17 protein-coding genes are annotated in these 19,199 nt (G+C 65.5%); 7 read left to right on the plus strand and 10 right to left on the minus strand.

Annotated features, from left to right (window positions below):
- Window positions 1-315: 315 nt before the first annotated feature.
- A complete protein-coding gene (locus ACCQ00_RS00090; RefSeq protein WP_039575344.1) occupies window positions 316-1,041 on the plus strand; it encodes a helix-turn-helix transcriptional regulator in 726 nt (241 codons plus the stop codon).
- Window positions 1,042-1,090: 49 nt separating this feature from the next.
- Window positions 1,091-1,456 (plus strand): DUF1330 domain-containing protein, encoded by a 366-nt coding sequence (locus ACCQ00_RS00095; RefSeq protein WP_017155966.1) that lies wholly within the window; start codon window positions 1,091-1,093, stop codon window positions 1,454-1,456.
- 124 nt (window positions 1,457-1,580) lie between these two features.
- Here ACCQ00_RS00095 and ACCQ00_RS00100 read toward each other — a convergent pair whose 3' ends face one another.
- The 3 genes from ACCQ00_RS00100 to ACCQ00_RS00110 all read right to left on the minus strand — a co-directional run bounded on the left by ACCQ00_RS00100 (window position 1,581) and on the right by ACCQ00_RS00110 (window position 5,215).
- Complete coding sequence (locus ACCQ00_RS00100) at window positions 1,581-2,708, minus strand: PA0069 family radical SAM protein (RefSeq protein WP_046736051.1); 1,128 nt, start codon at window positions 2,706-2,708, stop codon at window positions 1,581-1,583.
- A gap of 185 nt (window positions 2,709-2,893) precedes the next feature.
- Window positions 2,894-3,595, minus strand: coding sequence for a 2OG-Fe(II) oxygenase (locus ACCQ00_RS00105; RefSeq protein WP_039575347.1), 702 nt, complete (start codon window positions 3,593-3,595; stop codon window positions 2,894-2,896).
- A 279-nt stretch (window positions 3,596-3,874) separates the two neighbouring features.
- On the minus strand, window positions 3,875-5,215 hold the full coding sequence (locus tag ACCQ00_RS00110) for an outer membrane protein transport protein (protein WP_011345782.1): 1,341 nt from the start codon (window positions 5,213-5,215) through the stop codon (window positions 3,875-3,877).
- Between the two features lie 222 nt (window positions 5,216-5,437).
- Between ACCQ00_RS00110 and ACCQ00_RS00115 the strand changes: the two genes are divergently transcribed.
- The 3 genes from ACCQ00_RS00115 (at window position 5,438) to ACCQ00_RS00125 (ending at window position 7,564) form a co-directional block, all read left to right on the plus strand.
- Window positions 5,438-6,130: a rhomboid family intramembrane serine protease gene (locus tag ACCQ00_RS00115; RefSeq protein ID WP_017155963.1), complete on the plus strand. Its 693-nt coding sequence runs from the start codon at window positions 5,438-5,440 to the stop codon at window positions 6,128-6,130.
- 106 nt (window positions 6,131-6,236) lie between these two features.
- Window positions 6,237-6,557 carry a DUF1820 family protein gene (locus ACCQ00_RS00120; protein WP_039570005.1) on the plus strand — a complete coding sequence of 107 codons (321 nt, stop codon included), beginning with the start codon at window positions 6,237-6,239 and terminating at the stop codon, window positions 6,555-6,557.
- Window positions 6,557-7,564 carry a D-2-hydroxyacid dehydrogenase family protein gene (locus tag ACCQ00_RS00125; protein WP_039570007.1) on the plus strand — a complete coding sequence of 336 codons (1,008 nt, stop codon included), beginning with the start codon at window positions 6,557-6,559 and terminating at the stop codon, window positions 7,562-7,564. Before ACCQ00_RS00120 ends, ACCQ00_RS00125 begins: the two co-directional genes overlap by 1 nt.
- Window positions 7,565-7,711: 147 nt before the next feature.
- Here the strand turns inward: ACCQ00_RS00125 and ACCQ00_RS00130 are convergent, their stop codons facing one another.
- Together ACCQ00_RS00130 and ACCQ00_RS00135 are read right to left on the minus strand one after the other, a co-directional pair.
- On the minus strand, window positions 7,712-9,244 hold the full coding sequence (locus ACCQ00_RS00130) for a S41 family peptidase (RefSeq protein ID WP_039583548.1): 1,533 nt from the start codon (window positions 9,242-9,244) through the stop codon (window positions 7,712-7,714).
- A 103-nt stretch (window positions 9,245-9,347) separates the two neighbouring features.
- On the minus strand, window positions 9,348-10,646 hold the full coding sequence (locus ACCQ00_RS00135; RefSeq protein WP_180301611.1) for a murein hydrolase activator EnvC family protein: 1,299 nt from the start codon (window positions 10,644-10,646) through the stop codon (window positions 9,348-9,350).
- Window positions 10,647-10,743: 97 nt separating this feature from the next.
- Here ACCQ00_RS00135 and ACCQ00_RS00140 point away from each other — a divergent pair, with 97 nt between their 5' ends.
- A complete protein-coding gene (locus tag ACCQ00_RS00140) occupies window positions 10,744-11,400 on the plus strand; it encodes a DUF4097 family beta strand repeat-containing protein (RefSeq protein ID WP_017155960.1) in 657 nt (218 codons plus the stop codon).
- Window positions 11,401-11,561: 161 nt separating this feature from the next.
- Window positions 11,562-13,358: a M28 family metallopeptidase gene (locus tag ACCQ00_RS00145; protein ID WP_039570011.1), complete on the plus strand. Its 1,797-nt coding sequence runs from the start codon at window positions 11,562-11,564 to the stop codon at window positions 13,356-13,358.
- A gap of 312 nt (window positions 13,359-13,670) precedes the next feature.
- Here ACCQ00_RS00145 and ACCQ00_RS00150 read toward each other — a convergent pair whose 3' ends face one another.
- The 5 genes from ACCQ00_RS00150 to ACCQ00_RS00170 form a co-directional block, all read right to left on the minus strand.
- Entirely contained in the window at window positions 13,671-14,114 is a 444-nt protein-coding gene (locus ACCQ00_RS00150) for a PepSY domain-containing protein (RefSeq protein ID WP_039570013.1), read from the minus strand.
- Between the two features lie 297 nt (window positions 14,115-14,411).
- On the minus strand, window positions 14,412-15,545 hold the full coding sequence (locus tag ACCQ00_RS00155; protein ID WP_039570056.1) for a glycoside hydrolase family 5 protein: 1,134 nt from the start codon (window positions 15,543-15,545) through the stop codon (window positions 14,412-14,414).
- Between the two features lie 621 nt (window positions 15,546-16,166).
- Window positions 16,167-17,162: a glycoside hydrolase family 5 protein gene (locus tag ACCQ00_RS00160; protein WP_306316039.1), complete on the minus strand. Its 996-nt coding sequence runs from the start codon at window positions 17,160-17,162 to the stop codon at window positions 16,167-16,169.
- A 186-nt stretch (window positions 17,163-17,348) separates the two neighbouring features.
- Entirely contained in the window at window positions 17,349-17,756 is a 408-nt protein-coding gene (locus ACCQ00_RS00165; RefSeq protein WP_039570016.1) for a hypothetical protein, read from the minus strand.
- A 237-nt stretch (window positions 17,757-17,993) separates the two neighbouring features.
- Window positions 17,994-19,067, minus strand: coding sequence for a glycoside hydrolase family 5 protein (locus ACCQ00_RS00170; protein WP_039570018.1), 1,074 nt, complete (start codon window positions 19,065-19,067; stop codon window positions 17,994-17,996).
- Window positions 19,068-19,199: the final 132 nt, after the last annotated feature.

The raw sequence follows: 19,199 nt of genomic DNA on the forward strand, positions 1-19,199 counted from the left end.
CTACGGGGCGCACGCGGCGTTGCGATGATCGCAGGCGGCCCATGTGCCCGACGCGGCGACGGCACCCCCCCCATTGCCGCGACTAGCGCCTTGCACGCCCTGCGCCCACCAGGCAGGAACGGCAGACCCTGCGCCGTTGACGTCGGCATCTTGCCCCTGCCCGTCGCACCTGCCTGGCACCCGCTGGCCTTCGATAGGTCACGCTACATCGAAGAGCGATAAAGCGCGCCGCAGTGCTGGTGGCAGCGCAAGCCGGCCGTGCCGACACGCTAGGATGAGCGCCGGAATGCAAGGCTGCCGCGCGAAGGCTGATGGATGTCCAGGACAACTCGCCTGTTTGAACTGCTCGGCCTGCTGCGCGCACATCGATTGCCGGTGTCGGCAGCTGCGCTGGCGTGCGAGTTGGGTGTATCGCAGCGAAGCGTCTACCGGGATATCGACACCTTGCGCGCGCTCGGTGCGCCGTTGGAGGGCCAAGCCGGCGTTGGCTATTGCCTGAAGCCGGGATTCTTCCTGCCATCGCTGGCGTTTTCGCAGGAGGAACTGGATGCGGTCATGCTTGGCCTGGATTGGGTCAAACAACGGGCCGATCCTGCCTTGGCCAGAAATGGTGAAAGCGCCCTGGCGAAGATCCTGTCTGCCAGAAAGCACGGCGATGGCGCCGGCACGGACATCGCGCCGCCGGCGATTCTTACCGCCGCTTCCACATCCGAGTCGGTCGATCATCCGCAGACCGCCGTGTTGCGCGACGCCATTCGTCGGCGATGCAAACTGGCGATCGGCTATGTCGATGCGCACGACACGCCGTCCGAGCGCATCGTCTGGCCGATCGCCCTGGTGTATTTCGACGACGTGCGCGTCCTGGCAGCCTGGTGCGAGCGCCGCTGCGCGTTCCGGCATTTTCGTGTCGATCGGTTGCAGGTACAGGCACTGCTGGAAACGCGTTACCCGCAGTCGCGCCAGGCGCTGGTGAAGCAATGGCGACAACAGGACCGCGACTGGCGTTCGTTACTGACAGTTTCTGGCACGGCGCAACGCTAGCGTGTGTTGGCCGCTTCCCTTGCGCGGAAGCCAGACCAAGGAGACTGACATGGTTGCGTTTTCACCCGATGCGCTCGCTGCATTCCTGGACAACGAGGACACCTCGGCGATCGTCATGTTGAACCTGATTCGCTTCCAGCCCGATGGCGGACGGCAGCGCTATCACCAGTACCTGCGGCTGGCCGAGCCGATCCTGGCCCGGTTCGGCGCGCAGATTGTCTTCAGCGGTGACGGCCTGCCGGTGCTGACCGCGGGCCAGGCACATCCGTGGGATGCGGTCACGCTGGTGCGGTATCCGGATCGATCCGCCTTCAAGCAGATGATTGCCGATGCGGCGTATCAGCAAGCCTTCGAGGTTGGACGTTCGGCCATTGCGCAGATCGTACTGCAACCCTTCCACGGCATCACCTTGTAGCCATCTGCCGGACGTGCTGCAGCGCGTGGCCGGCGCTGGCGCCATGGTCAGGTACTGCTGCCGGACGCGTTGTATGCGTCGGTGGTCGAGGCCGCTGCGGGTGGTGCAGACAGATCCGGCAGGATCAAAACAAGTCCAGCTGCGGCGTGTCCGGTTTGGGCGGACGGAACTGCGTGGTATCGAGCCTGGGCAGCCGACCGAATCCAAGCCGCCGATACGCGATGGAAAAACGCTGCGCGATCAGCTCTGCAAACGGGCCCTCGCCCACCATGCGCTTGCCGAAGCGGCTGTCGTAGTCCTTGCCGCCGCGCATCTGCTGGATCAGGCTCATGACGTGCCTGGCACGATCGGGATAGTGCAGCTCAAGCCACTCGCGCCATAACTGGGTGAGTTCGTGCGGCAGGCGCAGCAACGCGTAGCCGGCCGAACGTGCGCCGTGGGCTGCGGCCGCGTCCAGAATGCGCTCCAGTTCCTTGTCGTTGATCATCGGGATGACCGGAGCGACCAGCACGCCCACCGGCACGCCGGCAGCGTGCAGCGCCTGCATCGCGCGCAGTCGCGCGTGTGGCGCGGCGGCGCGCGGCTCCATCTTCGCTGCAAGACGATTGTCGAGCGTGGTGACCGAGAAATACACCGATACCAGGTTGTGCTGCGCCATCTCGGCCAGCACATCGATATCGCGTTCGATCAACGCCGCCTTAGTCACGAAGCTGACCGGGTGGCGGGCCTGCGCAAGCACTTCCAGGCATTGCCGGGAAATGTGCAGGCGCCGCTCGGCGGGCTGGTAGGCGTCGGTATTGATTCCCAGCGCGATCGCCGAGCACTGGTAGGACGGGCGTGCGATCTCGGCGCGCAGCAGGGCCGCCGCATTCGGCTTGGCGAAGATCCGCGTTTCGAAATCCAGCCCTGGCGACAGATCCAGATACGCGTGGGAGGGTCTGGCAAAGCAGTACACGCAGCCATGCTCACATCCCCGGTACGGGTTCACCGACTGCGAGAACCCGATGTCGGGCGAGTTGTTGCGGCTGATGATGCTGCGCGCGATTTCCTCGGCCACCACGGTCTTGGGACGCATGGCAGTCTCGCCATCGGCATCGGGCGCGCCCCAGCCATCGTCTATCTCGACGGCGGTGGTGACCGAGAAGCGACCGGGCACGTAGGCGGTGGTGCCGCGCCCCTTGATGACCGTGCGCGAGCTGCGGACATCCCGCTCGGTTGCCGCGCTCGCGCTGGGGAAAGAGTTCTTCTGCATCCAGTTAGTATTCTTACTAACGAGGCGCGGTGCAAGCGAGATGTACTGGACGAAGGAGCGAGCCGAAGCATTGCAATGCAGGGCGTACTCAAGCGCTGTGCAGTTGCGGGAATGGGGCGTCGGCAAAACAACAGCAACAGCCACCGCCGAAAGCCCCGCCGTTGCGAGTGCCCATTCCCGATTCCCTATTCCCCGCCGTAAAGCGCCTGCGCCGACTGAAACAGAATCCAGCTGGTGGCAATGAACTTGTCGCCCCCCACCGGGCGGTTGCCGCGGTGGGTGTGGGTGAAGGCGGTGGGAGCGATCAGCAGGCTGCCGGTGCGTGGGCGCGCCTTGCGTTGCTGGAACAGGAATTCGGTTTCGCCCTGCGCGAATTCCTCGTTGAGATACAGCGTCCACAGCAGATGCCGATGCAGCGTTTCGGCATTGGCATCGCGCGGATACAGCTCGCAATGCCAGTACGGGTAGCCGCCCTGGTCGGCGGTGTACCACTGCAGATTGATCGCGCCCGGGCGCAGGCAGGTGCGTGCCAGATCGCCCAGCGCCTGGTCGCTCATCTGCGCGATATCCTCGGCCACCAGGCGATGCGGTGTGCCATCGGGCGTGGTCACCTGCAGCATCAGCGGTGAAATCAGCGCTTGCGGATACTGCCGCAGATAGGTGAGCAGGCCCTCGAACACGGCCTGTTGCAGGCGGCTTTCCACTTCCGCCCATTCGGCCATCCCGCTGATGCGCAGATCGCGGCTGTGTTTGAGGTTTGGGAACACACCGCCGCCGATGCGGCCCGGATGCAGCTGCTGGCTCTGGCGCATGCGCTGCACGATGGCCAGGCAATCCTCGCGCGCGATGGCGTTGTCGGTGATCTGGATGAAGTCGGGTTGGCTCATGCGCCTGACCATAGCAATCCGGCGCGCCGGCTGCAGCGTTCGGCAGGCGTTGCGTGCCGGCGGGATCCGCGCGCGAGGTTGTCGGGATCACCAGTGCGTGTTGACGTGGGCCGTCGCGCAGGGTGGGCAAGCGCTGCGCCGAGGCGATCTGTCCTGCCCGCTTTGCTCTTTGCTCGTTGCTTGGTGCCGGCCGCCCGTGTCGTGGGTGGCGCGTGCAAGGCACCAAAGAAAAACCCCGCCGAAGCGGGGTTTTTCGTCACGCAACGCGTGCTGCGGCGATCAGAACTTGTAGTTGATCGAAGCGGCCAGCACGTCGCCCTTCACGTCGTAGCTGCCGGCCAGACGGTCGCCGGTGGCACTGCGGGTGTCGCTGGTCGGGTCGCTGGTGAACAGGTGGGTGTAACCGAAGTTGTACTCGGTCTGCGCCGACGGACGCCAGCTCATGCCCAGCGACACCCACTTGCGGCTTGCGTCCGGCACGCGCACGTCGCGGTGTTCGGCCGTGGTCGGGGTCTGGTCGTAGGCCAGGCCGCCGCGCAGGGTCACCGTATCGCTCATGCGGTAGTCGGCACCGATCGAGGCGAAGGTGGTATCGCGGTAGGAGAAGTCCAGCACGCTGTCGGGCTGGTTGGACGCGAAGTCCACGGTCACCTGGTCGAACTTGCTCCAGGCGGTGCGGGTCACGTCGGCCATGATCGACCACTGCTCGTTCACGTTGTGCGTGAAGCTGGCGGTGGCGCTGGCCGGCAGCTTGACGGTGGCGCGGCCCTTGGTATCGACGAAGGTACCCGGCGCGGCCACGCCCAGCACGGCGGCAGCACTGCCCGGCACGGTGAAGTCGGCGGTGCCGTCGGTGATCTTGTGTTCCACCTGCGAGCGGTAGCTGAAGCCGATGTGGGTGTTCTCATCGATGCTGAACAAGCCGCCCAGGGTGAAGCCCACTTCGGTGCTGTCGCCCTTGATGCGCGAGTAGCCATCGGCGCTGCCCGGCGCGAAGCCCGGCACGCGGCGCGCAGCCAGCACGCTGCCGAAGTCCACCGCGTTGGCCAGGTCGATATCCAGACGCTCGGCGAACACCGAGGCACCGAAGGACACGTACGGGTTCACGTCATAGGAGAATGCGACGTTGAAGTCGATCGCCTGCAGCTCGGTCTTGGTGCCGTGGTAGCGGCCGACCCAGTCGCGGTCGTATTCGGTCTTGAAGCCGAAGGGCACGGTCAGCGAGGTGCCCAGGTGCATGTTGTCGTTCTCGCCGAACGGCACGTGGAAGTACATCGCCGGGACCGGCGCGATCATGCCGGCGTCGCCGCCGTTGCCGCCGGAGACCGGAGCGCCGTTGGCGTAGGCCGCGGTGTCGGGCTGGAACTTGGCCGAGAAGCTGATGGCGCTGACGTCGGCCTGGAACAGGCGACCGTCCAGCTGGCGCATGCCTGCCGGGTTGTTGGCGATGATGGAGGCATCATCCGGGGCGCTGCCCGAACCTGCGAATGCGCGGCCGAGGCCCTTGGCGCTGTTTTCTTTCAGCTGGAACGCGGCGCCGTGCGCCTGACCAACGGCCAGCACGCCAGCGATACCGACGGCCAACAGGGTGGCGCGGCTGAGAGTGGAAGCGGTAGACATAAGTTGTAGCTCTCCGGATAAAGACTGCAATGGTCGGTTCAGCGCCCGCGTCCAGCACCAATCCTGTGCCCGGAGCGCGCCGGAGCCCCCCCCCCCCCCGACATACGACGCCGTACGCAGTATACCCATGACGATTAACCGAACAATAACGAGGCGCGCGCTGAACGTGCTGTCAGGTTAGGGTTGGGTTCAGCAGCGTGGACCGGCTATTGTCCCCGTCCGATGTTCGTCTCTCTCCCTTCCCGCAAGAAACCCACCCCGCGCTGGGCGGTGCCGTTGCTGTTCGCCGCGGTGTGGCTGGCGTATCTGTGGTCGATCAGCCGGCCGGGCGAGGCGCGCAATACCTTGTGGCTGGACTGGGGCGCGCTCTCCAGCGGGGTCTCCAATCTGGGCGACTGGTGGGCCACCTTGCGCGACGGCAGCGTGCTGCGCCTGTTCACCGCGCTGTTCCTGCACGCGGACTGGTCGCATCTGCTCGGCAACCTGGTGTTCCTGCTGATCTTCGGGCTGCCGGCCGAACGCATCCTGGGCCCGTGGCGGTTGTTGCTGCTGTTCCTGGTGGGCGGCGCGGCCTCCAACCTGGCGGCGATCTTTGCCATCGGCACGCCGGACCGGGTGATCATCGGCGCCTCGGGCGCGGTGTCGGCATTGATCGGCACGTATCTGGCGCTGTTTCCCGGCGCCAAGCTGGGCGTGGTGCTGCCGCTGGGCGTGTTTCTGGAATTCATCCGGGTGCCGGCGCCGTTGTTGATCGGCGCCTGGGCGCTGCTGCAGGTGGTGTTCGCCTATATCGGGCCGGCGTTCGGCATGGTGGCGTGGTCGGCGCATATCGCTGGCTTCGTGTTCGGCATCGTGTACGGCCTGTACGTGCGCGCGGCGATCGCGCGGCGGCTGCGCAAGCGCCACGGTTTCTGAGGCGCGCAGCACACACGCTGTAGCCGCAGGCCGCCACCCGTGCGGCCGAGGTGCCGGCGCGATGCGGCGCACGTCGCTGTCCAGGCGCGCGCCTATAATCGGGCGCATGTCCAAGTCTCTGTACAAAGTCACCTTCCTCAATCACGGCAAGGTGTACGAGCTCTACGCGCGCGAGGTCACCGGCAGCCATCTGTGGGGCTTCAACCAGATCGGCGAGCTGGTGTTCGACGTGCACGACGGGCTGGTGGTGGACCCCACCGAAGAACGCCTGCGCGAGGAATTCGGCAATACCAAGACCTTGCACCTGCCGATGCAGAGCATCGTGCGGATCGAAGAAGTCGAGAAAAAAGGCCAGTCGGTGATTCGCGATGCCACCACCGGCGACAAGGTGGTCACCCCGTTCCCCTCGCCGACCAAGCCACGCTGATGCGCATCGTGGTGCCCGACGACGACCAGGGCGCCGTTGCGCAGCTGCCCTGCCTGCAGCAACTGCAGGGCCACCAGGTGCAGGTGCTGGGTGCGTTGGATGCGGAGCTCGATGCGCGCGCCGCATCTCTGGCCGACGCCGACGCGTTGGTGCTGATCCGCGAACGCACGCGGGTGGATGCGGCGCTGCTGCAACGGCTGCCGCGGCTGAAACTGATCAGCCAGACCGGGCGCGTCGGCGCGCACGTGGATGTGGCCGCGTGCACCGCATTGGGTGTGGCGGTGGCCGAAGGCGTCGGTTCGCCGGTGGCGCCGGCCGAGCTGACCTGGGCGCTGATCCTGTCGGCCAGCCGCCGGCTGACCGACTACCAGCATGCCTTGCGGCAGGGCCGCTGGCAGGCGCTTGGAGATCCCGGCTTGGGCCGCGTGCTGCATGGGCGCACGCTGGGCATCTGGAGTTATGGGCGGATTGGCCAACGCGTGGCCGGCTTCGGGCGCGCGTTCGGCATGCAGGTGTTGGTGTGGGGCGGGCCGGCATCCTGTGCGCAGGCAGCACGCGATGGGTTCGCGATCGCGGGCAGCCGCGAGGAACTGTTCGAATGCAGCGACGTGCTGTCGCTGCATCGGCGCCTGACTGCGCAGACACGGCACGACGTGACCGCACAGGATCTGGCGCGCATGCGCGAGGACGCGTTGCTGGTCAACACCAGCCGCGCCGAGTTGATCGCCCCGGGCGCCTTGCTCGCTGCGTTGGACGCGGGCCGGCCGGCGCAGGCCGCGCTGGATGTGTTCGAGCACGAGCCGGTGCTGGACCCGCGCGATCCGCTGCTGCGGCATGCGCGCGTGCTGGCGACACCGCATCTGGGCTACGTGGAGCGCGACAGCTACGCGCTGTATTTCGGCGCGGCGTTCGACAATGTGCTGGCGTTCGCCGCGGGCACACCGCGCAACCTGGTCAATCCCGAGGTGTTGGCCACAACGCAGCGGGTGTGGTTGCCCGCGGGCTAGCGCGGCCTTGAAGCAGCCGACCGGCCACGCGCTGCTGCCAGGTGCGCGGCCATCGATGTCGGGTGCCGCATGCACCACTCCCACACCGATCCCCGTGAGACCACCAAGCCCGCCTGACGACGGGCCGCGACGTTGCGGTGGCCGCTCTCAGTTGGCCGGTTCGCTGGACGTTGGCTTGTTTGCTGGCGGCGACGGCTGCACCGGTTCGGCTGGCGCTGCGGGCGCAGTGGCCGGCTTGGCCTTGCCTGCCGGTTCTGCCGGTTTGGCTTTGTCCGTGGTCGCCGGGCGCGCTGCCGCCGGCTTGGGCTCGGCACCGGTCTTGCTGGCGGCCTTCGCCTTCTGCGCTGCTTGCGCCTTGGCCTTGCGCGCGGCTTGCGCCTTGGCGGCGGAGCCGGGTTGCTTGAGTTCGGCCAGGGCTTCGGCGATCGGGCCGTCGCCCGGCAGCACGTCGCCGGCGCTGTAGCCCTCTTCGCCTTCGTCGTCGCCGCGCAGGTGGCCCGGTAAGGTGGCTTCGCTGTAGTCGGTCAGGCTGGCCGGCACATCGGCGTCGCCCGGCTGCGGTTCGGGCGTGAGCAGGACGTCCGGCACGATGCCGCTGGCCTGGATCGACTTGCCGCTGGGCGTGTAATAGCGCGCGGTGGTGAGCTTGACCGAGTCGCCGTTGTCCAGCGGCAGCACGGTCTGCACCGAGCCCTTGCCGAAGGTGCGGCTGCCGATGATGCGTGCGCGCTTGTTGTCGCGCAGCGCGCCGGCCAGCACTTCCGAGGCACTGGCCGAGCCGGCGTCCACCAGCACCACGACCGGTGCGCCATTGAGCAGATCGCCCGGGGTGGCGTCGAACTTGGCATCGCTGATCGAGATGCGCCCGCGCGTGCTGACGATATTGCCCTTGTCCAGCAAATCGTCGGCCACCTGCACGGCCGAGGTCAGCAGACCACCGGGGTTGCTGCGCAGATCCAGCACCAGGCCGCGCAACTTGCCGCCGGCCTGCAACTGCTTGAGGTTCTTCTGGAAGTCGGCACCGGTGTCGGCCTGGAAGGTGCTGATGCGGATGTAGCCGTAGCCCGGCTCCAGCAGCTTGCTGCGCACGCTGGCCACGCGGATGGTTTCGCGCTGCAGGGTCACATCGAACGGCTTGGGCGTCTTGTCGCGCATGATGGTCAACACGACCTTGCTGCCGGATTCGCCGCGCAGCGGCTCCATCGCCTTGCTGGCATCGATCGGCTTGCCATCGATGGCCACGATCACATCGCCGGCGCGGATGCCGGCGCGCGCGGCCGGGGTGTCGTCGATCGGCGCGATCACCTTGAGGGTGTTGTCCTGCTGCTGCAGCAATTCCACGCCGATGCCGTCGTAGGCGCCGGTGGCCTGTTCGTCGAAGGCTTCGGCATCTTCCTTGTCGAAATAGGTGCTGTGCGGGTCCAGGTCCGAGAGCAGGCCGCGCACGGCGGAGTGCATCAGCTTCTTGTCTTCGACCGGGTCGACGTAGGCCTGCTTGACCGCGTTGTAGACCGCCACGAAACGGCGGATCTCATCCAGCGGCACCTTGGACACAGCGGCTTCATTGGCTTCCGGGTCGTCCGCGCTGGCCTGGGCGGCGGCGGGGCCGGCCTTCTGCGCCCAACCAGGCGACGCGAACAGGGCCAGCGACAGGGCAACGGACAGGACGGCTACGCGCATGAAGCACTCCGACAAAGAGATAAGGCGCCCCGCAGCGCGGAGCTGACCGGATTATGCGCGAAGCAGCGGTAAATCCGCGTTGAATCGCGGCGGTGCGCGGCGCTCAGCGGCGTTGCAGCCAGCTCGATGGATCCACCGGCTGCCCGTTGCGACGCAATTCGAAATACAGCGCCGGCACGCCCTGCCCGCCGGAACTGCCGACCTTGGCCACCGCCTCGCCCCGTTTGATCGATGCGCCGGCATCGCGCAGCAAGGTGTCGTTATGCGCGTACAGGCTCATGTAGCCGTTGCCGTGGTCCACGATCAGGATCATGCCGTAGCCGGTCATCCAGTCGGAAAACACCACCGTGCCATCGGCCACCGCGGTCACGGTGCTGCCCTTGGGCGCGCCGATCAGCACGCCCTTGCTGGTGTGGCCATCGGGCAAGGTGGCGTTGAAGCGCGCCAGCAGATTGCCCACCACCGGCCAGCTGAGCCCACCGACCTTGGGCGCCGGTGCGTTGGCGACCACCTTGGGCGGCGTCTTGCCGGGGCGATCGGAACGCTCGGTCTTGCTGCGTTTGGCCTGCGCGGCGGCTTCGGCGGCAGCGCGTTTGGCGGCAGCGCGCCGTTCGGCTTCGGCCTTGGCGGCCGCCGCGCGCAGATTGGCGAGCAGTTGTTCCAGCGCCTTGGCGTCCTGGCCGATCGCCTTTTCGCGCTCGGCACGCTGTTTGTAGCGGTCGTCCAGTTGCGCAACGGTGGCCGCCTGTTGCGAGCGATCTTTCTGCAACGTGGCCGCTTGCGCCTTTTGCTGCGCGCGTGCGGCATCCAGCGCCTGGCGGCGGGTGGCGATGTCCTGTTCCACTTTCGCCAGGGCATCCAGTTGCGTGGTCAGGGCGTGGATGCGCTGCGCACGCGCGTTCTGCACATAGCGGTGATCGGCCAGCATGCGCGTGGCATCGCCCACCGTGTCTTGCGACAGCAGCACCTTCAACGGCGCATTGCGGCCCACCTGATCGGCAGCGCGCAACAATGCCGCCAGCTGCGTGCGCTGGCTCTGCAGGCCGCGCTGCAACTGCGCGCGTTCCTGCTGCAGGGTGGACAGATGCTGTTCCTGCGTGCGCATCGCCGCTTCGGTTTCGCTCAAGGCGCGTGCGGTCTTGGCCACTTTCTCGTCGGCCTGGCGTAACTGTTGCGCGGCGGTGCCGCGCTTGCCTTCCAGCTCGCGTCGATCGGCGCTGATGGTCTTGAGCTCATCGCGCAGCTGCTGCAGTTTGCGCTCGGTCTCGCGCTGGCTCTGCGCGTTTGCGCCAACGCTGCCCAGCAACGTGCAGGCCAGCACACCCGCCGCCAGCCACAGCCGTCCACGGCCGGTGGAAGGAGCGAGCGGCAGGCGCGGCAGCGGTGCGGACGAAGGGGGCAACGAAAGATCCAGTGACTTCAGGCAGGTGCGCGATTGTAGCCAAGCATGATGTGATCGCCGCCACGCCCCAGACAACCACCGCCGCGCGAGGTTCAGCATGAAGCCCCAAATTCTCCTCCTGGCACTGTCCCTGGTCTGCACGAGCGCCTGGGCCGACGAGGACGTCAGCAAGGTCAACGGCAGGATCAGCGCAGATGCCGGCAAGACCTATGGCGCCCTGGAAACGGTCAACGGCTCCATCGAGATCGGTGCCGGTGCGCAAACCAAGAACGTGGAAACCGTCAATGGCGGCATCCGCATCGGCGACAACGCGCGCACCGGTGGCGTGGAAACGGTCAACGGCTCGATCACGCTGGGCCAGAAAGTGACGGTGTCCGGCGGGCTGGAAACGGTCAACGGCAGCATCCTGGCCGAGCGCGGCAGCCGGATCAGCGGCGGCGTGGAAACGGTCAACGGCAGCATTGGGCTGGTGGGGACCGAGCTCGGCAAGGGCATCGAGACGGTCAACGGCGATATCACGGTCGGGGTGGGCTCGCATGTGCGCGGCGGCATCGAAGTGAGCAAGCCGAGCTTCGGTTTTTCGTTCCAGCCCTCGCGCAAGCCGCGTGTGGTGATCGGCCCGGATGCGGTGGTCGATGGGCCGTTGCACTTCGAGCGCGAGGTCAACCTGTACGTGCACCGCAGCGCCAAGATCGGCGCGGTGAGCGGCGCCACCGCGCGCAGTTTCGACAGCGACGTTGCGCCCAAGGACTGACCGAGGCCGCACGCACCTGCCGGTGCGTGCGCCGGAGCCAGGGCGCCTGCTCCAGATGCCCTGCCCTGCCCGTCATGCAACTGCAGCACACGCAGCCGCGCGCTCACCTCACCATGCGGCGCACGCTCTAAGATCGGGATTCCGCCGCACGAGGAGTTCCGATGCCCCGCAAGATCCTGTTGTGCCTGGCCGCGACGCTGGCCCTGGCCGGCTGCAAACGCGAACCCGCCGATGCGCCGGGCGCGCCTGCCGCGCAGACGCCAACCGATAGCGCGCCCAGCGCGCCGGTCAGCCGTCACACCTTCTCCCCGGACATGACTACCGGCGACTTCGCCGAACTGGTCAAGACACTGGCGTCGGACGACTTCGAAGGCCGCGGCCCGGGCACGCCCGGCGAAGAAAAGACCGTGACCTATATCCGCGACCAGATGCAGCGCATCGGGCTGCAGCCGGGCAATGGCGACAGCTGGTTCCAGGAGGTGCCGATGGTGGAAACCACCGCCGATGCATCCACCGCGCCCAGCCTGCGCAGCGGCGCGCAGACCCGCACCCTCGCCTTCGGCACCGACATCGTGGTCGGCACGCGCACAGGGCAAGCGGAGGTCAAGCTGGACAACAGCGAGCTGGTGTTCGTCGGCTACGGCGTGGACGCGCCCGAGCAGCAGTGGAACGACTACGCCGGCCAGGAGTGGAAGGGCAAGACGGTGGTGATGTTCGTCAACGACCCGGGTTTCCACACCGACGATGCCAAGTTGTTCGACGGCAAGCGCATGACCTACTACGGGCGCTGGACCTACAAGTTCGAAGAAGCCGCACGCAGGGGCGCGGCTGCGGCGTTGATCGTGCACGACACGCCCGGCGCCAGCTACGGCTGGGACGTGGTGAAACATTCCTGGTCCGGCCCGCAATACGACCTGCCGGCCAAGGACGACCCGGACCCGCGCCTGCCGGTGCAGGGCTGGATCAGTGCCGAAACCGCCAAGCAATTGTTCGCCGATGCCGGGCTGGACCTGGCACAGGCCTACAAGGACGCCAGCAAGCGCGGCTTCAAGCCGGTGCCGTTGAAGGCCAGCTGGTCGGTGGACCTGAAGAGCACCATCGCACAGAAGACCTCGCGCAACGTGGTCGGCGTGCTGCCGGGCACCAGCCACGCCGACGAGGCGGTGCTGTACATGGCGCACTGGGATCACCTGGGCAAGCATCCGGGCGAAAGCGGCGACAACATCTACAACGGCGCGGTGGACAACGCCACCGGCGTGGCCGGCATCCTGGAAATTGCCGATGCATTCGCGCACCAGGACCCCAAGCCGGCGCGCTCGGTGGTGTTCCTGGCGGTGACGCTGGAAGAATCGGGCCTGCTGGGCTCCAAGTACTACGTGGCCAACCCGAGCTTCCCGCTGGACAAGATCGCGGCGGTGATCAATCTGGATGCGATGTCGGTGGCCGGACGTGCCCGCGATGTCACCGTGGTGGGCATGGGCAGTTCGGAGCTGGAGGACATCCTCAAGCCGCTCGCCGCCATGCAGGGGCGCACCCTGCACGCAGAAGCCACCCCGCAAAGCGGCTCGTACTTCCGTTCGGATCACTTCAACTTCGCCAAGGCCGGCATGCCGGCGTTGTATGCCGATGGCGGCGAAGACCTGCGCGAGGGCGGCACCGCTGCCGGACGTGCCGCAGCCGAGGACTACGGACGCCATCGTTATCACGCGCCTGGCGATGAATACGATGCCGCCACCTGGAAGCTCGATGGCACCATCGAAGACCTGCAGGTGGTGTATGGCGTGGGCAAGGAAGTTGCCGCTGGCGACCGTTGGCCCAACTGGTACCCCGGCAACCCGTTCAAGGCTGCGCGCGATCGAATGATGGCCGGCAGGCCTGGCGCAAGCGCGGCGACCGCGCAGCCGGCCGACGCGTCCAGCACGGCCCCGCAGACGGACAAGGCCAAGTCGCCACACTAAGGCCGCCACGCCACTATTGCCACGCGGCGTGGCACGACTGCATGAGCAATCTGCCTTGGGCGCCCATTGTTGAAAACCATCTGTATGCAAAAGGCCTCCCACCGGAGGCCTTTTGCATTGTTGCCTCATGTGAAGCATCTGGCGATCAGCCGCACGACATTGCTCAGCTGTGCGCTTGCGCGATCATTAGCGTGCTGCATCGACGCGACAGGTCGGCCTACGGGTTGGCCGTGTGGTCACGCAGCGAGCGTGCATTCTGTGCGACGCTCGATCTACCCTGCCCGCCCGGCGCGCGAACGTGACGCCGCGCACTCAGTCGTTATCCACGCTCACCACGTGGCCGTCTTCCGGATCCACGTGCAGTTCGACCTTTTCCCCATTTCGCTTGGCATCGGCTTTCCACAGGCCATCCTTGAACTTGAGGTCGTGCACATCGGCATAGCCGCCGGTGGACAGCGATGCGCGCACGTCGGCTTCGCTGAGCTTGGAGGTGGTCTGGTCGCCGTAGACGCGGCCGGTCACCGGGTCGATATGCACGTCCACGTCCTTGCCGTCGCCGCTGCGCGCGTCTGCGGTCCAGACGCCATGCTCGAACTTGACGTCATGCACCTTGGTATAGCCCTTCGCGGTGAGCATGCTGGTGACCTCACCGGAAGTGAGCGCCTTGGTGGGCTTGTCGGCCGCCTGTGCCAAGGCGCCCTGCGACAGCAAGGCAAATGCGCCGATCAGTGCGGTCTTCATCAATCGCTGTGTCATGAGGATGCTCCTGCAGTGAAGTGTGCTCATGCTGGAGCGCCGCCTATCGCCATCAGGTGAAAACTGGCAAGCGGCCGCACCGAAAGTTCAGTTAGCTGAAACACCCAGGTGCTCACTCACCTGCGATGCACGCGATATTTACATCGAACCGGATGCTGCGGTTGAGCACGCATCGTCGTGTCCATCCATGCTGGAAATCGCCGCAATCTGCGCGCATCTCGTCATGCCCATGCGGTGTGCCCACGCGCGCTGTGTGCGTTCAGAAGCAAAGCCGCCTTGCGTCGGCTTCGTTTGGGATCAGCGTGTCGTGCGTGCAGCGGATGTGCTTGTTGCGGAAGTCGATGCAGCGGCGCTGCGCACCGCGGTAGCAGCAACCGGTGCGCGCGTGGCCAGTGCGGCCTGTGGCGACAGGATCGCCATCTGCGGCTTGTCGGTGCCGTCCTTGTTGGGATGCACGTTGTACGCATAGCTGAGGTTCCACCACGAACCGGCCGCCCACCAGGTCCAACCTAGCCACACATCTGCGTTGGCTTCCATATGCGCCAACATGCCTTGCAGCGCCTGGTTGCACACCGCATTGTTGGCAGTGCCGAATTCAGCCAAAAAGCCGCGCTTGCCGTTGGTGCGCAGCCACTGCGTAAAGTTGCGCAGGCGCTCGGCGCCAATGGTGCTGCTGACGCAGGTGCTACTGGTGCCGCTGGAATCGGCATCCAGATATTGATGCACCTCGAAGGCGTAGCGATTGAGCGGGTCGTAGATGGACGTCAGCGCGGTGGCGTTGGAGTAGCCATCGGTCGTGGGGGAATACCAACTGTGCGCACCGGTCCACAATGCGCCGGGTACCAGAATCAGGTTATTGGCACCGGTCCTGCGGATGGCATCGATGGCGGCCTGCGCTGCGCCGGCCCATTCGCTGGCCGAAATGTTGTTGGGCTCATTCATCAGCCCGAACATCACCGCGTTGTCGCTGTTGAACACCAGTGCGAGACGACGCCATAGATCGGTAAACGTGGTCACCGGTACTTCCGCGCTGCCGATCTTGTAGCCGTAATACTTGGCGTAGTTATGGATGTCGATGACCAGATACATGCCGGCTGCCTTGGCGCGTGCGACCGCCTGTTGCAGCAACGCAAGCTGTGCCGGATCCAGTTCCCCGCGTGCGGTGGGCTGCAGCCGTTCCCACAGGATCGGCAGGCGGATGGTATTCATGCCAACACCGGCGAAATAGGTGTAATCGCTGGCCGCGGCGTACATATAGTCCTTGTTGAGGACGCCGGGCTTTTTGGACGATGCGTATTCGGCACCGGACAGATTGACGCCGGCATAGGTGAGCGCGCGCGTCTGCGCGTGGGCCAGCGGCAGGCTGCCGAACACGATCAAAAACAGCGTAGAGCGCAGTAGCGCGCGCAACGAAAAACAGACAGCAGACATGACACAACTCCTCAGACGGGGGGCGATGCAGGTCAGTGCATGCGCGTTGCGCGCGATGCGCTGCATCGGTCTGAGTCAATGCATCAGCCGTGCCCAAATGCTGCGTGTCGTCGATCCAGCGCCGATATGCGAACTGCATCGCAGTCACACTCTGCAAGGCGCGTTGTCGAGATTGATAGGCCGCACAAAAGCGCGTGATATCGCCCGATATTTGCGTCAGTGCGGCATGCGCTCTTCCACGCTGTCGATTTTGCGTCGTATGGAAGCGTCTGCCGTCAGTTGCATGGCGTCATGTCCATGACGTTATGCCGCATTGAAACTGCCACCGAGACTGCAGGCATAGGCTGCCTCGATCCCTTCCGAGAAAAGACGGGCAGAGCGGCCAATCGCGGTAAGGCTCAGCCCGGTAGAACGCGCGTGCTCGCTACCGTCTAGAAACGTGATCTGTGTGGCGAAGATGCCTGCTGCGCCCGCGCGCGTCTGCCGTTGCGAACAGCAGCCAAGGCACCGGCGTGCAAGCGTCAGGCGGGCGCGGCGGGCGTTGGCGTGGACCACCTGCGTTGTGCTTTGCGCGCCATTCGCGCCTGCCTGACGACAACTCGCTACGTGCGTCGGTCGCGTTTAATCGGTAATCCGGCGCGCACGCGCGCTCAATATCGACATCTGCGGCTTGTCGCGCCCTTGCGCATCCGGTTGCACGTTGAACGGATACGCCGCGCTCCACCACGCGCCTGCCGCCCACCAGGACCAGCCGATCCACACATCGCTGTTGGATTCCATGTAGCCCAGCATGCCGTTGAGCGCGAGATTGCAGGTGACCGTATTGCCGGTGCCGAATTCGCCGAGAAAACCGCGTTTTTTGTTCAAACGCAGCCATTCGGTGAAGCTGCGCAGCCGTTCGACCCCGACCGTGGCGCTGACGCAACCGCCGCTGGTGCCGCTGGAATCGGCATCCAGATATTGATGCGCTTCGATGGCATACCGATTGAGCGGGTCGCGAATGGACGCCATCGCCACTGCATTGGATTGCCCGGCCACCGTGGAGTACCAGCTATGCGCGCCTGTCCATAACGCACCCGGCACCAGAATCAGATTGTTCGCGCCGGTTTTGCGAATGGTGTCGATCGACGCCTGTGCGGCCGTTGCCCACGCCTGCGGATCGATGTCGTAAGGCTCATTCATCAGTCCGAAGATCACGGCGTTGTCGTTCTTGAAGGCGATCGCCAGCCGTCGCCACAGATCGTTGAAAGTGCTGATCGGCACTTTCGTGCTACCGATGGTATGGCCGTAATACTTGGCGTAGTTGTGCACATCCACGATCACGTACATGTTGGTCGCCTTGGCGTTGGCGACCGCTTGCCGGATCAACGCCAGCTGCGCCGGGTCCAACTCGCCGCCCGCCTTTGGCTGCAGCCGTTCCCACAGGATCGGCAGGCGCACGGTGTTCATGTGCTTGCCGGCGAAGTAGGCGTATTCATCGGCCGCCGGATACCGATAGTCGATGTTGAGCACGCCGGGTTTTTGCGAGGATTTGATCTCGGCGCCGGAAAGATTGATGCCTGCATACTTCAGGCTGGTGGTGCTTTGCGCCTGCGCGAGCGGCATGGCGGCAAGCAATAGGAGAGACAGCGCGCGGCAACGCGGCCGGCGCGTACGCGTGATAGGGGATTTCATGGGGGAACTCCTGAGACTTCTGCGTGCGAAAGACGTGTACAAGGACGGCGCGCTGAGAGGGGCATGAGCTCGTGCGAGGTACGACAGCAACGCGTCCGTCACCAGACTAGGCGTATACGCCCGCACAAACTACGGTTGAGAGGGATCAATCGGCCAAGCTGTGCAGTGACACGCAGTTCTTGTGTTAGAGCGCGCACGCATGGCCCGAACGCACCGCACCGTTTGCACATGCTTCATGCGCGTGGCACACACCATGACCTGCGCGACGGCGTGCTGCGCATTGTGCGAATGCAGCTGCGTTGCAGGCAATGCCTGGGCACTGCAGCGCGCATCTGCCATCGCGAAGGGTTCCTGATTGATGATGCTGTGGAGCGGGGAGTGCGATGCCACGGCGGCCGGCAGTGCGCAGATATAGTGCGTTTCGCGCACGCGATAGCGCGTATTGGATGAGACCGCTTTTGCGATATCCATGTCGCGTGGCGCAATCGCATCGCACCAGCGCGTGCCAAGACGGCAGCGTTGCACGGCATTTTGCACAAGCGCATGGGAGACATGGCAAGCGCTCGATAGCTAGCCGTTGCACGCCATCGAAGCGCGCACACGGCAACACGTAGCACGTGGACTGGCGCAGGATTGCCGCTGCCTTCTGCTACACGCAGCGAGCCAGCAGCGGTCTGCCTTTCTCCGAAGCAGGCTGCCCCACGCGGTACACGGCAATGACAAAAAAAGTGGCCGCAACACGGGTTGCGACCACTCTTTAGCCTGCGCCGCCGCTTATTTGCCGGCGCGGCGTGCGTACTTGCTCAGGATCGCCATCTGCGGCTTGTCGCTGCCGTCCTTGCCCGGCTGCACGGTGAAGGGGTAGTCCGGCTTCCACCAGGAACCGGCCGCCCACCAGGCCCAGCCCAGCCACACGTCGCTGTTCTTTTCCATGTAGGTCAGCATGCCTTCCAGCGCCTTGTCGCAGACGGGATTGTTGGCCGTGGCAAATTCGCCCAGAAAGCCCTTCTGCTTGTTCTCGCGCAGCCACGAGGTGAAGCCCTGCAGCTTTTCTTGGCCGACCGAGTCGCTGATGCATACCGGCTTGGTGCCGCTGTAGTCCTTGTCCAGATATTGATGCGCTTCGAAGGCCAGGTTGTTGCCCGGGTCCTTGAGGATTTCCAGCGCCTTTGCGTTGGAGACGCCGTAGCTGGTGCTGCGCCAGCTGTGCGCGCCGGTATAGGCGGTGCCCGGCACCAGGATCAGGTTCTTCGCGCCGGTCTTGCGGATCGCGTTGATCGCTCCCTGCGCGGCATTGGCCCAGTCGGGTGCGGAAATGCCATTGGGCTCGTTCATCAGCCCGAAGATCACCGCCTTGTCGTCCTTGAACTCCAACGCCAGCCGGCGCCACAGGTCGGCCAACGCGCCGGCCGGCACATCGCTGGTGCCGATGCGCTTGCCGTTGTACGTGGCGTAGTTGTGCAGATCCAGGATCAGGTACTGCTTGTTGGCCTTGGCTGCCTCAAGCGACTTCTTGATCAGCCACAATTGGGCCTGGTCCAACTGGCCATTGAGCTCGGGCTGCACGCGTTCCCACAGGAACGGCAGGCGGATCGTATTCATGCCCTTGCCGGCGAAATAGCTGAAGTCCGAGGCGGCAGGGTAGGTGTAGTCCTTGAACAAGGTGCCGGGTTTCTTGCGCGAGTTGAACTCGGCGCCGGACAGATTGACGCCGACATACTTCAGGCCGGCGGTTTCCTTCCTGGGGCCGGGCGGCTCCTTGGCCTGGACCAACGGACCGGCGGCGAGCAAGGTCAGCGCGAGCGCGGCGATGCGCAAGCGGGGAAAGTGCGGGGGAGTGCGGAACATGGAAAGTCTCCTTCGGCATCGACGTGGGCGGCCGCGGGGGAGGGCACGGCCAGCGCAGATGGTGCAGCGCCATCTGCTGCTGCGTGAGTCTGGGAGCTCGCACGTTAGCGCGCCATTCACGCGCAACGCCCG

Origin of the sequence: Xanthomonas sp. NCPPB 3761 (assembly GCF_041475705.2) — a bacterium.
In the GTDB taxonomy this organism is placed as follows: Bacteria; Pseudomonadota; Gammaproteobacteria; order Xanthomonadales; family Xanthomonadaceae; genus Xanthomonas; species Xanthomonas phaseoli.

Excerpts from the sequence above, each read along its gene's own strand:
- ACCQ00_RS00170 (WP_039570018.1), bottom strand. The coding sequence starts at position 19,067 with ATGTTCCGCACTCCCCCGCACTTTCCCCGCTTGCGCATCGCCGCGCTC.
- ACCQ00_RS00090 (WP_039575344.1), top strand. The coding sequence starts at position 316 with ATGTCCAGGACAACTCGCCTGTTTGAACTGCTCGGCCTGCTGCGCGCA.
- ACCQ00_RS00105 (WP_039575347.1), bottom strand. The coding sequence starts at position 3,595 with ATGAGCCAACCCGACTTCATCCAGATCACCGACAACGCCATCGCGCGC.
- ACCQ00_RS00150 (WP_039570013.1), bottom strand. The coding sequence starts at position 14,114 with ATGACACAGCGATTGATGAAGACCGCACTGATCGGCGCATTTGCCTTG.
- ACCQ00_RS00115 (WP_017155963.1), top strand. The coding sequence starts at position 5,438 with ATGTTCGTCTCTCTCCCTTCCCGCAAGAAACCCACCCCGCGCTGGGCG.
- ACCQ00_RS00130 (WP_039583548.1), bottom strand. The coding sequence starts at position 9,244 with ATGCGCGTAGCCGTCCTGTCCGTTGCCCTGTCGCTGGCCCTGTTCGCG.
- ACCQ00_RS00140 (WP_017155960.1), top strand. The coding sequence starts at position 10,744 with ATGAAGCCCCAAATTCTCCTCCTGGCACTGTCCCTGGTCTGCACGAGC.
- ACCQ00_RS00120 (WP_039570005.1), top strand. The coding sequence starts at position 6,237 with ATGTCCAAGTCTCTGTACAAAGTCACCTTCCTCAATCACGGCAAGGTG.
- ACCQ00_RS00095 (WP_017155966.1), top strand. The coding sequence starts at position 1,091 with ATGGTTGCGTTTTCACCCGATGCGCTCGCTGCATTCCTGGACAACGAG.
- ACCQ00_RS00125 (WP_039570007.1), top strand. The coding sequence starts at position 6,557 with ATGCGCATCGTGGTGCCCGACGACGACCAGGGCGCCGTTGCGCAGCTG.
- ACCQ00_RS00100 (WP_046736051.1), bottom strand. The coding sequence starts at position 2,708 with ATGCAGAAGAACTCTTTCCCCAGCGCGAGCGCGGCAACCGAGCGGGAT.
- ACCQ00_RS00155 (WP_039570056.1), bottom strand. The coding sequence starts at position 15,545 with ATGTCTGCTGTCTGTTTTTCGTTGCGCGCGCTACTGCGCTCTACGCTG.
- ACCQ00_RS00145 (WP_039570011.1), top strand. The coding sequence starts at position 11,562 with ATGCCCCGCAAGATCCTGTTGTGCCTGGCCGCGACGCTGGCCCTGGCC.
- ACCQ00_RS00110 (WP_011345782.1), bottom strand. The coding sequence starts at position 5,215 with ATGTCTACCGCTTCCACTCTCAGCCGCGCCACCCTGTTGGCCGTCGGT.